10 protein-coding genes are annotated in these 14,113 nt (G+C 52.7%); 8 read left to right on the top strand and 2 right to left on the bottom strand.

Annotated elements, in window-relative coordinates; genetic code table 11:
* Nucleotides 1-15 precede the first annotated feature (15 nt).
* Nucleotides 16-927: a MurR/RpiR family transcriptional regulator gene (locus tag ACPUC7_RS22160; protein WP_494924567.1), complete on the bottom strand. Its 912-nt coding sequence runs from the start codon at nucleotides 925-927 to the stop codon at nucleotides 16-18.
* Nucleotides 928-1,334: 407 nt separating this feature from the next.
* On the opposite strand from ACPUC7_RS22160, the gene ACPUC7_RS22155 reads away from it, so the two are divergent.
* The 8 genes from ACPUC7_RS22155 to ACPUC7_RS22120 all read left to right on the top strand — a co-directional run bounded on the left by ACPUC7_RS22155 (nucleotide 1,335) and on the right by ACPUC7_RS22120 (nucleotide 12,879).
* A complete protein-coding gene (locus ACPUC7_RS22155; RefSeq protein ID WP_494924566.1) occupies nucleotides 1,335-3,458 on the top strand; it encodes a TonB-dependent siderophore receptor in 2,124 nt (707 codons plus the stop codon).
* 48 nt (nucleotides 3,459-3,506) lie between these two features.
* Nucleotides 3,507-4,598: an ABC transporter substrate-binding protein gene (locus ACPUC7_RS22150; protein WP_494924565.1), complete on the top strand. Its 1,092-nt coding sequence runs from the start codon at nucleotides 3,507-3,509 to the stop codon at nucleotides 4,596-4,598.
* Nucleotides 4,599-5,162: 564 nt separating this feature from the next.
* Nucleotides 5,163-6,299 carry an efflux RND transporter periplasmic adaptor subunit gene (locus ACPUC7_RS22145; protein ID WP_494924564.1) on the top strand — a complete coding sequence of 379 codons (1,137 nt, stop codon included), beginning with the start codon at nucleotides 5,163-5,165 and terminating at the stop codon, nucleotides 6,297-6,299.
* The gene (locus ACPUC7_RS22140; protein WP_494924563.1) at nucleotides 6,296-9,379 is read left to right on the top strand and encodes an efflux RND transporter permease subunit; all 3,084 of its coding nucleotides are present in this window, start codon (nucleotides 6,296-6,298) and stop codon (nucleotides 9,377-9,379) included. Before ACPUC7_RS22145 ends, ACPUC7_RS22140 begins: the two co-directional genes overlap by 4 nt.
* Nucleotides 9,376-10,080 carry a heavy metal response regulator transcription factor gene (locus tag ACPUC7_RS22135; protein ID WP_343550440.1) on the top strand — a complete coding sequence of 235 codons (705 nt, stop codon included), beginning with the start codon at nucleotides 9,376-9,378 and terminating at the stop codon, nucleotides 10,078-10,080. The genes ACPUC7_RS22140 and ACPUC7_RS22135 overlap by 4 nt, the downstream gene beginning before the upstream one ends.
* Nucleotides 10,064-11,476: a heavy metal sensor histidine kinase gene (locus tag ACPUC7_RS22130; protein WP_494924562.1), complete on the top strand. Its 1,413-nt coding sequence runs from the start codon at nucleotides 10,064-10,066 to the stop codon at nucleotides 11,474-11,476. The genes ACPUC7_RS22135 and ACPUC7_RS22130 overlap by 17 nt, the downstream gene beginning before the upstream one ends.
* 85 nt (nucleotides 11,477-11,561) lie before the next feature.
* Nucleotides 11,562-11,849, top strand: a complete 288-nt coding sequence (locus ACPUC7_RS22125) for a hypothetical protein (protein WP_494924561.1) — start codon at nucleotides 11,562-11,564, stop codon at nucleotides 11,847-11,849.
* A 118-nt stretch (nucleotides 11,850-11,967) separates the two neighbouring features.
* A complete protein-coding gene (locus ACPUC7_RS22120; RefSeq protein WP_494924560.1) occupies nucleotides 11,968-12,879 on the top strand; it encodes a LysR family transcriptional regulator in 912 nt (303 codons plus the stop codon).
* A gap of 3 nt (nucleotides 12,880-12,882) precedes the next feature.
* Here the strand turns inward: ACPUC7_RS22120 and ACPUC7_RS22115 are convergent, their stop codons facing one another.
* Nucleotides 12,883-14,067, bottom strand: coding sequence for an MFS transporter (locus ACPUC7_RS22115; protein WP_494924559.1), 1,185 nt, complete (start codon nucleotides 14,065-14,067; stop codon nucleotides 12,883-12,885).
* Nucleotides 14,068-14,113 lie beyond the last annotated feature (46 nt).

Raw genomic sequence — 14,113 nt, 5'->3', positions numbered from 1 at the left:
TATCTTCCAAAAAGTTTATGGCGTTTGCGATTTGCGCGCGCCGGGTCGCGTCAGCGCGTTACTGATTTCATACAGTTTGTTCATGCTATTCAAGGTGGCAATCGGCGCGGTCGCGGCTAATCCTAGCACCAGAATTTCCAGGCAGATCATCGGCGTGGCATGCACCGGCATTTTGTCGGCGGCACGGCTGCGCGGGATCTCAATCATCACATCGGCACGTTGCGCGAACATCGAATCGGTTGCGGCAGTCAGCAGAATAATCGGGATGCTGAGCCGCTGCGCCTCGGCAATTGTCACCCGGCCTTCAGGATGCGCACTTTTTTGCGCCATCATAATCAGCACATCGCCGTGGCGCATGTCAGCTATCTGCTCGCTGAGCGCAATGCCGGTGCGATTCAACACATATGATGCGCTGCCGTTGCGTTTGAACAGGCGCGCGGTGTAATCCGCCAGTATCGCCGACGCACCAATGCCAAAAATAGCCACCCGCTCCGCCTGTTGCAGCAGGTCAATCGCCTGTTGTATGGCTTCACGATTCGCGGCTGTCGCCAGCATTTCGCAGCTCATGCGATAGCTATCCAGCACAAAATCCACGCTGCCTTTCGCGTTCTGCGCCAGTTCATTGACGGTTGATGCCACCCGCGCCGGTGAACGTTGCTGCACCCCTAAATATTCTGCCATCACGATTTTGAGATCGCGGAAGCCCGAAAATCCCAACGCCTGGATGGCACGAATCACTGTGGCATCAGAGGTTTGCGTATCAATGGCAATACCGAGCGCCGTCTTCTCTAGCACCGCGCTGCGATGTTGATGGATGTAGTGCGCAACCTTCAATAAGCGTGGCGAGAGTTGATGTTTGCAGGCATGAAAACGTTCACCATATAAATCATAAGGACGTTTCTGGGTTTTCGGCGCGGAATGAGTCACGGCAGTTCAATACCTTTCAGTGCATGCGCCGGAATAACCCTATTATTGGCGCGAGGATTAAGAAAACCTTAATGCGTAAAAATAAGACAAAACAATCGATCAACTAAATGTGCCACGACATAACCCACCGTCGAACAGCAAAATGTAGTGTAAATTACAAAGCACAACAAAAACTACAACCACTACTACATAATGTCTTTATCATCATGAAATAAATGAAATTAAAAAACTACATTTAAATTTTATGTTGCAATCATTCATGTTTTTCTACTGTCGAAAAAACGATTTATTTAATTAAAAAATCCACAAACGTGCTAATAAAACACAACAATTTTGTTGTAAATGAAAATCAATCTCATTACTATCCAGACTTCTAAATATTCCTGTTTTGATGCGGATTTAAAATAATGAAGTATCTTTGTTTCTTTTCACCAGTGGTTAAATATACCCGCTCTGGCTCTCAGGTTTTACTGGCTTCGACCTTGCTGTACGGCACTTCTGCGATAGCAGCCGACTCAACTATTACCGTTACGGCAGATCAGTCTGCGGCTAGCGGCAGCTATAACCAGGAAGATGCGGCAGCCACCTTGCGCACCAACACGCCGCGCAGTGAAACCGCGCAATCGATCAGCGTGGTTACACCGCAAGTGATCAAGGATTATCAAGTCACCAGCCTGAATGATGCGGTGAAGTTTGTCAGTGGCGTGACGCAAGGCAACACGCTGGGCGGCACCGAAGATGGTTTTGTGAAGCGCGGTTTTGGCTCGAATACCGATGGATCGATTTTCATCGATGGCGTGCGCAGCAATCAGGGCTTAACCATGGATTCGAGTATCGACCATGTGGAAGTGTTGAAAGGATCGTCCTCGCTGCTGTACGGCATTCTCAATCCCGGCGGCATCATCAATTTGGTGAGCAAAAAGCCGCAGTATGAATGGAACACCCACATCAGCGGCGAATCCAGCAGCTTTGGCGGCGGCACCGGCATGGTGGACGTTACCGGGCCGCTGGGTAACGGTTTTGCTTTTCGTATGGTGGCGGAACGCCAGCGCGAAGATTACTGGCGCAATTTTGGCGTCAATGAACACACGTTATTGGCACCTTCCCTCAGTTGGTACGGCGATCGCGCATCTTTCAACATCAGTTACGTCGAGTATAAATATGACGTGCCATATGATCGCGGCACGGCGTTTATCGGCGGCAAACCGGTAGATATTCCCTACAATCGCCGTCTCGATGACAACGCTAACCACGCGTGGGGCAAGAACAAACGTCTCAACGTGACTTACGGCTACAACCTCAACGATGTTTGGGAAACGCATCTCAATTACGGCTGGATGCAGCGCCGTTACGACAGTAATGAAGTGCGCGCCACCGCGATTAACACCACCACCGGGATTGTCTCGCGCCGTGCCGATGCCAACCGTGGTTTCAACCATCAGACCGAATACACCTCGTGGGATATCAGCGGCTCGCCGGTGATCGCCGGAATGCAGCACGATCTGTTGCTTGGCGTCGATTACGAGCAGAACGAAACTTACAAAGCCCGCTCTTATCGCGGCACGGTTTCGCGCAGCTTTAATATGTACGATCCGGTGTACGGCGAAGAACCGGTGGTGAGCGACAGCACCTACAGCGATAGCATCAGTAATCTGCGCACTAACCTGTATAGCCGTTCGATCTTTGCCAAAGACAACATCCATCTGACTGACAAATGGATTGCCGTTTTGGGAGGCAGATTCCAGCGCTATACGCAAACGTCCAGCAATGGCTGGAATGATCCCGAGACAACGCTCAACGATCGCGGCAACGCCTTCCTGCCGCAACTCGGCGTGGTGTATAAAGTTTTACCGCAAGTGTCGTTGTACGGCAGCTACAGCAAGTCGTTCACACCATCAACGCAAACCGATGACAACGGTAATGTGGCTTCAACGGAAAAAGGCAGCACCTGGGAAGTGGGTTCCAAATGGCAAGTGTCACCGAGTTTGGCCGCGACGTTAGCGTTGTACCGCATCGATGAAACCGACATGTCGATCTTCATTAATGGCGTCACGCGCAACATTCCTAAAGCGCGTTCCACCGGCGCGGAGTTGGAATTAAACGGCGAGATCACGCCGGATTGGAATTTGATAGCCAACTACAGCTACGACAAAACAGAGATCGTTTCTGACAACGTCAATCCGGACAACGTCGGCAATCGTCTGGTGAACGCGCCGACCAACATGGGCAGCTTGTATCTCAGCCATACGCTGCGTTTCTCGTGGTTGCCGGGTGAATTGCGCCTCGGCGGCGGTGGTCGCTATGTTGGCACGCGTGCTGGCGATCCGGAAAACAGCTTTGTGATGCCCGCCTATACCGTAGCGGATGCGTTTATTGCGTGGGACAGCCAACTGGTGGGCAAACACACGCAGTTGAAGTTGAACGTAAAGAACCTGTTCAACCGTGAATACTACGAATCGAGCGCCGGTAACCTGCGCGTGATTGAAGGCGAGCCGCGCGTGATGTATCTGCAAGCGTCGGTGGATTTCTAAGGTGATTTGCTCCGTCCTCTTAGGGCGGAGCCATCAGAGAGAACGGTAATGAAACGAATTCTGCTGGCAGCGTTGTTAATGCTGCCTCTGCTTGCGCAAAGCAAAATGCTCACCGACAGTCTGGGCCGCGAGGTTGACGTGCCCGAAAATCCGCAGCGCCTGGTGATTGGTGAAAGCCGGATGATTTACACCCTGGCGCTGGTTGAAACCGGTAATCCGGCGAAACGCGTGGTGGGTTGGCCGGCGGATTTGCGCAACCTTGATAAGCAAACCTGGGATCGCTATGTAAAAGCCTTCCCGGAAATTGCCAATATTACGCAAATCGGCAATTCCAACTTTTCTCAGCTTAACGTGGAGAAAGTGATCGCGTTGCAACCGGATCTGGTCATATTGCCGGTTTACGCGCGCACGCCACCGAACAATTCACAGTTAATGCAGCAGTTAGCCGCCGCCCATATTCCGGTGCTGTTTCTCGATTTCCGCGTTGATCCGCTGAAAAATACCGTGGCGAGTTTAACCACGCTGGGCAAAGCGTTGAATGATGAAGCGAAAACCGAACGCTTTATTGCGTTCTATCAGCAACATATGCAGCGTATTCGTGAACGACTGGCGAGTTATCAAGGCACGCGTCCCAAAGTGATGCTGCAACTGCATCTGGGTAAGAAAGCCGAATGTTGTACCACCGTTGCACATGGTAATCTGGCTGATTTAATCGCGTTTGCCGGTGGCGATAACATTGCCGCCGGACGTTTCCCGGCAGTGTTCGGGCAACTCAATCCAGAAGCGGTGATCGCGGCCAATCCTGATATCTATATCGCCACCGGTTCAGCATCGCCTGCTGAGAGTGACTTTTTGCAACTCGGTCCGCAGGTCAGCGCCGACGCCGCAAGATCCACCTTCCTGCATGCGTTAACGCAAGACAGCACCGTCGCCGCGCTGCCCGCAGTGCAGCAGCAGCGCGCCTACGCGTTTTGGCAAAATTTCTATATGAGTCCGTGGCACTTGCTAGCGGTGGAGTTTTTCGCCAAAACCTTCCATCCCGATCTGTTTCATGACTTGTCTCCTGATGAAACGTTGAAGGAGATGAGTCAGCAGTTTTTGCCGCTGCCAGAGACGGGAACCTATTGGACGCATAATTAGGCTGTTAAAGATTAATGCGCACCCTGCGAAATCGGGCAGCAAATAGGGTATTGCGCGATCATCGGTCACCATAAATGGCGACCGTACGATTGTTCGGTACGATTATGGCTCTCATTTATGTAACTAAAGCACGGTTTTGAAGGGTCGCCATTTATGATGACCACTGCGCGCACAGGACCAAATCAGATCCACCCATTAATAAAATAACCTTTCCAAGACCCAGCCTAATGTTCGCTTAATCTTCACCAGTGAAAATGCCCTCAACCTAAGAGGAATTTTTCCATGAAATCGATGTTGTCCCGCCCTTTTAGCGAATATGCCGCCCTTGCGGTTAGCACATTCGCCGTGGTGAGTTTTCTTGCCATCTGGTTCGCCGCCTAAAACGCCACGCTGTGGCGTTTTTTTATTCCTGTTGTTGATCAATTGCTTGGCGGGCCGCACGCCATTCCGCAAAAAGATGACATCCACGCATCGTCAGATGACAAATTTGTCATCTTCCCCTTTCCTTTCTGTTCGGTGAGCTTCGATAAACTGGCGCAAATAAGATTATCGCTCTGAGGCATCATGGCACTGAAACACAAGGGCACGCTGTTGCTCATCACTGGCTTATTACTCGGCAGCGCAAGCTGGTACTTTTGGCCGCGCCAACAGGCCGATGCCGCGGTGAAACCCGCCAATGCGCCTGCGCTGGTGAGTATGATCAGCGCTAGCGTTAAACCGCTGCCGATCACCTTAACCACCCAAGGCCACGTGGTGGCGCTGAACCAGGTGGATATCCAGGCACAAATCACCGGCACAGTGAAAAGCGTGGATTTTCACGAAGGTGATTTTGTCAAAGCCGGGCAGCCGCTGTTCACGCTAGATAGCGCCAGCCAGCAAGCTGCTTACGATCACGCGGTCGCCACCGTCGGTGAATCCAAAGCCATGCTGGTTAAGGCGCAAAGCGATCTGCAACGCGGTCGCGCGCTCAAAGCGAAAAACTACATTTCAATGTCTGATTGGGACACCTTGCTAAGCAACGTGCAGCAATATCAGGCGCAATTTCAAGCCGCCCAGCAAGATGTGGCGACTGCCCGCGTTAATCTCGGCTACACGCACATTGTCGCGCCGGTCAGCGGCAAAACCGGTGCACTCAACGTCCATCCGGGCAGTCTGGTGCAACCAGGCAGCACCTTGCCGCTGGTTTCGGTGATGCAGTTTGATCCGATTGGCGTCTCTTTTACGCTGCCTGAGCAAGATCTCAAACCGGTACTGGCGGCGCAGTCGAAAGGCTCGGTTACCGTTTGGGTGGAAAATGCTAGCGGTACGCCGACAGCCGGCAAGCTGGACTTTATCGATAACAGCGTCAGTACCGCCAGCGGCACCATCAGCCTTAAAGCCCATTTCAGCAACAAACAGAGTTTGCTGTGGCCGGGTCTTTTCCAGAACGTGAAAGTAGATGCTGGCGTCACGCCGGATGCGGTGGTACTGCCACCACAAGCGGTACAGAACGGTCCGGATGGGCATTTTGTTTATGTCATCGACCAGCATAATCAGGCCACGGTCAAACCGATTACGCTGCTGCGCGTGCAACAGCAATTAGCGGTGATCACCGGCATTACGGAAGGAACGCAGGTGGTGAATGAAGGTGCGAACAATTTGCGTCCGGGTATGACGGTGCAAATCGCCAGCAATCAACATCAGGCGGTGGCGCAACCATGAAACTTTCAGAACTCTGTTTGCAACGCCCGATTGCCGTGCTGTTGTTGTGGATTGCCATCATGGTGGCGGGTTTTGTCTGCTGGCGTAATCTGCCGGTTGCTGCGCTGCCCACGTTTGATACGCCAACCATTAAAGTGAATGCCTCGCTTTCCGGTGCCAGTCCAGAAACCATGGCGTCATCGGTTGCTACGCCGCTGGAGAAGAATCTGGCGACGATTGCTGGCGTCAACATGATGACCTCGACCAACCTCGAAGGCGCAACCACCATCGTGCTGGAGTTTGATCCGTCGGTGAACATCGATTCGGCTTCAGTCGATGTGCAGGCAGCGCTGTATCAGTCGCTGAAGAAATTGCCGTCGCAGATGACCACCCCGCCGACGTTCAAAAAGGTCAATCCTGCCGATGCGCCCATTGCGCAAATCAGCCTTGATTCGCCGTCGATGACCTTGTCCGATCTCAACCGCTTTTCGGATGATCTGATTTCGCCGGCGTTATCGATGGTCAAAGGCGTGGCGGAAGTCACGGTGATTGGTCAAAAACGTTATGCGGTGCGGGTTGAAGTCGATCCCGCCAAACTCGCCGCCACCGACATGACGCTGGAAGAACTGCACACCGCGTTGAAAGCCGCCAACGACAACTCGCCAGTCGGTGAATTGGATGGCAAGCGGCAGATGATGATGCTGCAAACCAGCGGCGATCTGCGCAATGCCGATGATTTTAAAAACGTGGTGATTGCCACGCGCAACGGGCAGCCGGTGCGTTTAACCGATGTGGCTGACGTGCAAGACAGCATCGAAAACACCTTGAGCCACAGCGCGGTGAACAATCACACCGCGATCGTGCTGAGCATCACACGCCAGCCCGGTGCCAATTTGGTCGCTACGCTCGACACCATCAAACAGCTGATGCCAAAGTTGCAGCAGCAAATGCCTTCTTCGGTGCACATGCAGTTGCTCAACGACCGTTCTATTTCGGTGCGCAACGCGATTCATGACGTCAACCTCACCCTATTGCTGACTATCGCCTTGGTGATCATGGTGATTTTGCTGTTCCTGCGTCACGTGCGTGCCACCGCGATCCCTGCGCTCAGCGTGCCAATCTCGCTGCTGGGTGCATTTGGCCTGATGTACGCTTTTGGCTTGAGCCTCGATAACATTTCGTTGATGGGGCTAACCATCGCCGTCGGCCTGGTCGTGGATGATGCCATCGTGGTGTTGGAAAACATCATGCGCTACATCGAACAGGGCGAAGAACCGAAAAAAGCCGCGCTGAAAGGGGTAAAAGAGGTCGGCTTTACGGTGATTTCGATTTCCCTGTCGCTGGTCGCGGTGTTTATCCCGATCTTCTTTATGCCCGGCACCATGGGCTTACTGTTCCACGAATTTGCCTGGGTCGTTTCGCTGGCGATTCTGGTCTCTGCTGCCGCGTCGTTGACCATCATTCCGCTGTTAGTGCCGATGCTGTTCCGTCATCACGCTGAACACAACAAGCCAGAACCGGCGTGGAGCCAGCTGTTTGAACGGATGTTCGAAAGCCTGCGTCAGCGCTATGCGCACGGTTTAAATTGGGCGGTCGATCACCGCACCCTGACGCTTTCCGTGGCGGCATTAACCGTGGCGTTGACTGCCTGGCTGTACGTCAGCGCACCGAAAGGCTTCTTCCCTCAGGAGGATATCGGCCAGGTCACCGCCAATATCGATACGCCGCAGGATATGTCGTATGACGCGCGTAAAGATGTGGCGTTCAGGCTGGGCAACACGCTACTTAGCGATCCGGCGGTGCAAACGCTGGTAACCAAAGTGGATCACGACACCACGCAGTTGAATATCACGCTGAAAGATCAAACCCAACGTCCAGCGATGGCGCAGGTTCTACAGAAAATGCGTGCCGAAACCGGCTATTTGCCAGGTATCAAGGTCTATTACAGCCCAGTGCAGAACTTTAAAGTTGGTGGCCGTTCGGCGAAAAGCACCTATCAATACACGCTGCAATCCGTCAGCAGTAGCGCAGGTCTTAGCCTGAATGACTATGCTAATCAATTGATGGCAGAAATGAACAAAAGCGGCGTGTTCGTGGGGGTTAATAGCGATGCACAGCTGAACGGCTTGCAAGCGCAGCTGACGATCGATCGCAATAAAGCCTCGTTGCTGGGTGTCGATGTCGATCAAATCAGAAGCAATCTTTACGCGGCTTTCGGTACGTTGCAGGCGTCCACCATTTACGCGCCGGAGGACAGCTACGAGGTGATCATGGAAGTGAAGCAGCCATTCCGCCAGAACGAAAGCGATCTGTCGCAAATCTATGTGCGATCCTCGACCAATGCCCTGCTGCCGCTCTCTACCTTCACGCACATTAGCCGCGTGCAAGGCGTCACCGCCGTCAACCATCAGGGACAACTCCCAGCGATTACTTTGTCGTTTGATTTAGCGCCGGGTAAATCGTTGTCCGATGCCACGCAGGCGATCACGCAGGCTGAAAACAACATCAACTTGCCATCGACCGTGTTTGGCACCTACGCCGGGCAAGCGGCGCTGTTCCAGCAGTCGCAAAGCAGCCAAATCTGGCTGATTGTGCTGGCATTGGCGGTGATCTACGTGATTCTGGGCATGTTGTATGAAAGCTGGATTCACCCGATCACTATTTTGCTCGGCTTGCCTTCGGCGGCGGTCGGCGCGCTGCTCTCGCTGCGCATCATGCAGTTGGATCTCACTTTTATTGCGATGATTGGTATTTTGCTGCTGATCGGTATCGTGAAAAAGAACGCCATCATGATGATTGATTTCGCCCTGTCGGCGCAGCGCGAGCAAGGACTCAGCGCACACGACGCGATTATTCAGGCCTGTTTGCAGCGTTTCCGTCCGATCATGATGACCACCTTGTGCGCCATTATGGGCGCATTACCGATTGCCTGCGGCTGGGGCGCGGGCGCAGAACTGCGTCAGCCGATGGGCGTGGCGGTGGTTGGCGGCCTGATTTTCTCGCAGTTCATTACGCTCTTTATTACCCCTGTGCTCTATTTACTGTTTGAGCGCACAGGCTCGCGTTTAGACGCACTGATCCACGCGGTGGAAGAATCATGAGATTGCTATTAGTTGAAGACCAAAATATGGCGGCGGATTACATCGCTAAAGGCTTGCGCGAAAATGATTTTGTGGTGGACGTTGCCGCCAACGGCATTGATGGCCTGCATTTACTCCTAACGCACGATTACGACCTGGCGATTCTCGATGTGATGCTGCCCGGCATGAACGGCTGGAAACTGCTGGAACTGGCGCGTCAGGCTGGCAGATCAACGCCGGTGATGTTTTTGACCGCGCGCGATGACGTGGACGATCGCGTCAAAGGGCTGGAGTTGGGTGCAGAAGATTATCTGATCAAACCGTTTTCGTTCAGTGAATTACTGGCACGCGCGCGGGTGATCCTGCGCCGCCAAACCAGCAATGTGCAGGCGGTGAGTGACGAATCTCAGCTGCAAATCGGCGGACTGGTGCTGGATGTGGTGAAGCATAAAGTCACGCGTGATGGTACACGTATCGAGCTGACGCAAAAAGAGTTCCTGCTGCTGAGCTTGTTGATGCGCCGCAGCGGCGAAGTGCTGTCACGCACGGTGATTGCCGAGCAAGTATGGGATATGAATTTCGATCCGGAAACCAACGTGATTGATGTCGCCATCCGTCGCTTACGCGGCAAAATTGATGATAACTACGCCACAAAGCTGCTGCACACCATTCGCGGTGCCGGTTATGTACTGGAAGAAAAAGAGCATGTTGATACCCCGTAACGTCCCGATCACCCTACGTTTAACCTTGTTCTTTTCGGTAGCGATGGCAGTGGTGCTGTATAGCGTGTCCGGCTTGTTGTATCAGACCTTACGCGATCAACTGAACACCAAAGATGTCAATGAGTTGCGCAGTACGCTGCAATTTCAGCAAGAGATTGCCACCACCATCAGCGAACGTCAGGGGCCGCAAGAGCAGTGGCAAAAGGAGCTGTTTGAATTTATTGCCGAGCAGGATCGCCTGTCGCTGCGCATTATTAGCCCGGATGGCAAAATCTGGTCGCAATCAAAAAACATGCGCGTGCCGGTGGCCGATTATCCGGCGCCCACCGCCAATTTTAACTATTCCAGCTGGAAGCATCGTGACGGCGAACTGCATGAAAAATACCTGATCACTGCCACCACCTTTACGTTGAAAGGACATGAACAGTGGTCGGTGCAGGCCGCGCTGAATGTGTCACGCAATAATGAAATCATCGAAAATTATTGGGCGCGCATGCAAATCGCGGCGGCGTTGGCAATTCTGGTATTTGCAGCGGGCGGTTATTGGCTGGCGCGGCGCGGTTTGCGTCCATTGCGGGTGATGAGCCAGCAAATAGAGCAAATTAATGTTGAGGAGCTGCACACGCGTTTGGCCTCCGAACGTTGGCCGTCAGAACTCATTATCCTGGCGCGATCTTTTGACAATATGCTGACGCGTCTCGAAGCCTCATTTGATCAACTGACGCGTTTCTCATCCGATTTAGCCCATGAACTGCGCGGGCCGATTAATAATTTAATTTCTGCAGCCAGCGTGACGTTAAATCAGCAGCGCGCCAACGCAGAATATCAGGAAACGCTGGAAGCGATTGTCGAGGAAGGCGAACGTCTTTCCCGCACCATCTCTTCAATGCTGTTCCTGGCGCGTGCGGATAATAGTCGTGAGCCGTTGAAGAAAGAGACGTTAAATAGCGAAGTTGAATTCCGCCGTTTAATTAGCTTCTACGGCATTCTGGCGGAAGAGAAAAATATCACTTTGACCCAACGCGGCACGCTGACTTTTTCCGCCGATCCGCTGCATTTCCAACGCGCCCTAGCCAATTTATTAGCCAATGCGCTGCATTACACGCCAGCGGGCGGGCATATTTCATTGCAGGCGCAGCGCGATAATCATGGGCTGCATTTTAGCGTGATTGATGATGGCGAAGGCATCGCGCCGGAACATCTTCCGCATCTGTTCGAGCGTTTTTACCGCGCAGACGAATCACGCAGCAGCAACGAAAATACCGGTTTGGGATTGGCCATCGTCAAAACTATTGCTGAACTGCACGGTGGAAAAGTCAGTGTAAAAAGCACGCCGGGCAAAGGCAGCACTTTCACCCTTTCATTGCCGGACACCTTGAGTCTGTCAAAATTGTAATCTGCATGTTTAAAGCGGGTCACTGCGGGTGAGAGATAATAACGCCATCAACACAAACGGTGTTGTTTTAACCCCGAGGTGACCTATGAAACATAAACTGATGGTAATTGTCTTAGCCGCTTTATCATTACTGGCCATGACGCAGGTTGAGGCAAATAGTGGCGTCGAGCGTACCGCAAATACCTGGCTGCTGACGCCAGCGAGTTGGACACACAACCGCAATCAAATCGAAGAGAATTATCCATTCGACCTGCATGAGAGCAAGATTAATAACGGCGATGGCGATCAGGCGCGTCATTACAATAATGGCAGCGATCAGCATCCGTTAAGCGATCAATCAGTTTCATCGCCGGTATATCAGCAGAAGCAATAATGTTAAATCGGTCGCCATAAATGGCGACCTTACTTTCCTACGTTGTATCCATAAATTCCCCAATCTCTCGCCAACCGCTACAATATGCACTGTCTTAATTCGTTCGAGTATTCAGCACATGCGCAAAACCGATCACCTTGGCGGCATTACCGCTTTTGTCACTACCGCTCAGCACGGCAGCTTCACGGCGGCGGCGGAACGTTTAGGTTTGACCAAATCGGCAGTGGCGAAAAGCGTGGCGCGACTCGAAGCACGATTAGGGCTGCAACTGTTTCAGCGCTCAACCCGCCGCCTGAGTCTAACGCCCGACGGCGAGCGGTTTCTGGAAAGCAGCCAAAACGCGATTGAAATTCTGGAGCAAGCCGAAGCCGAACTCACCTCACATATCGTTGAGCCTGCAGGCAGATTGCGAATCGATCTGCCGGCGGCATTTGGCCGGCAACGCATCCTTCCCCATTTGCTAAACGTTCTGCGTCATCACCCTAATCTCGCCATCACCGTGACCTTCAGTGAACGCTTTGTCGATCCGATTGAGGAAGGCATCGATTTGGTGGTGCGCATTGGTGAACTGGCGGACAGCAGCGGCTTAGTGGCGCGTCGCTTGACCACGCAAAAGTTGGTGATCTGTGCTTCGCCCGGCTATCTCCAGCAACATGGCGTACCGCAACAACCCGCCGATATCAGCCAACATCACTGCATTGTCGGACTGCGCCGCAATCAGCCGAAAAACTGGCTGTTGAAAAATCCAGAGGGTGAGATTACCCGCTTGATTCCCCCTGCAACCCATGAATTTGCCGATGGTGATGCCATGCTCGCGGCGGTGCGCGCCGGTTGTGGGCTTTCGCAATTGCCGCGCTGGTTAGTGGGGGAGGATTTGGCGAGTGGGAAACTGCAAGAAGTGCTGAACGAACATGCCGGAGCCGAAATGCCCGTCAGCGCTTTGTGGCCGAAAAGTCGCCAGTTGCTGCCTAAAATCCGCTATATCGTCGATATATTGGTGAAGGCAGCTGAAGACGGTTTATTAGATTAACAGTTAGTTTTGCTTGAGCGGGTTACAGGCAACACTAGCGGGATTGTCGGCGCGCTGCTTAATCACGATGCTAATAAAGGCCAGCAGCGCAAAGATGATGCTGCTGAACACCACCGAATGGGTGCCAAACTGGGCGATAAACCAGCCGCCGACCAGCGAACCCACGGTGATGCCGAGGTTGGAAAACGACATATATAAGCTGTTGGCAAATTCCGGTGCCTGGCTGGCTTCACGCATCAACCAGGTTTGGCTGATCACCAGTCCTGAAGAGTGGAACGCGCCCCAAAAAACCGTTAACAGGCACATCGCTAACACTGAACTTCCCACCAGCCAAATCAGCAGCAAGACAAACGCGAACAGCAGTGGATAGAGATACGTGGTTTTCACCACACTCTTTTGCAGGAAGCTACTGAAGACAAAATTGCCGATGAAACCACAAATACCAAACAGCAGCAGCATGGCACTGATGTCGTTGTTATCCATCTGAGTAATACGCGCGAGATAGTCTGCGACGTAACTAAAGCTGGAAAACATCGCAGCAAAAATCATCGTGACCGTGACGATGGTTAACCACAGTTTGCCGTTACGTAACACGCGTAGCTGGCTGGCGTAAGAGACCTTCTGCGTGGCGGGCATCGACGGCACAAACAGCAGGATGCCGATAAAGGCGACCAGACAAGCCGCTGCCGCAAACCAGAACGCCACCGCCAATGAGAAATGTTCGGCCAGTAAGGTATTCAGCGGCACGCCCAACACCAAACCGACGGCGACGCCGGCAAAGATTTTGGCCGCGGCACCGGCAGATTTTTCTTTCGGCACCGAGTTGCTGGCGACCACTAACGCAACGGAAAAGAACACCGCATGCATCAACGCTGGCAAGATTCGGAATGCCAACATCATGTTAAACACATCGGTGGTGGCGTAAATCAGGTTTGAAACCACAAACACCAACAGGATCGCCAGCAACACGGTTTTTTTGTTGACGCCAGACAACAGCAGCGTAATAAACGGGCCGGTTACCGCCACAATCAGCGCGTAGATGCTGACCAAAAATCCGACCTGCGTGGCGGTAACATGCAGTTGTGAAACCAGTTTTGGCAGCAAGCCAATAATGCCAATTTCCGTGGTGATGACGCCAAAAACGGCGACAGAAAGCGTCAATAACAGCAGTGAACCTTTGTTTTGCATCGTACTACCTATAAGAATAAGCCTGTTTTGGATAGCGCTATTCTTA

Source organism: Pantoea sp. CFCC18179 (assembly GCF_059412405.1).
This window is presented reverse-complemented; position numbering and strand designations above follow the sequence as displayed.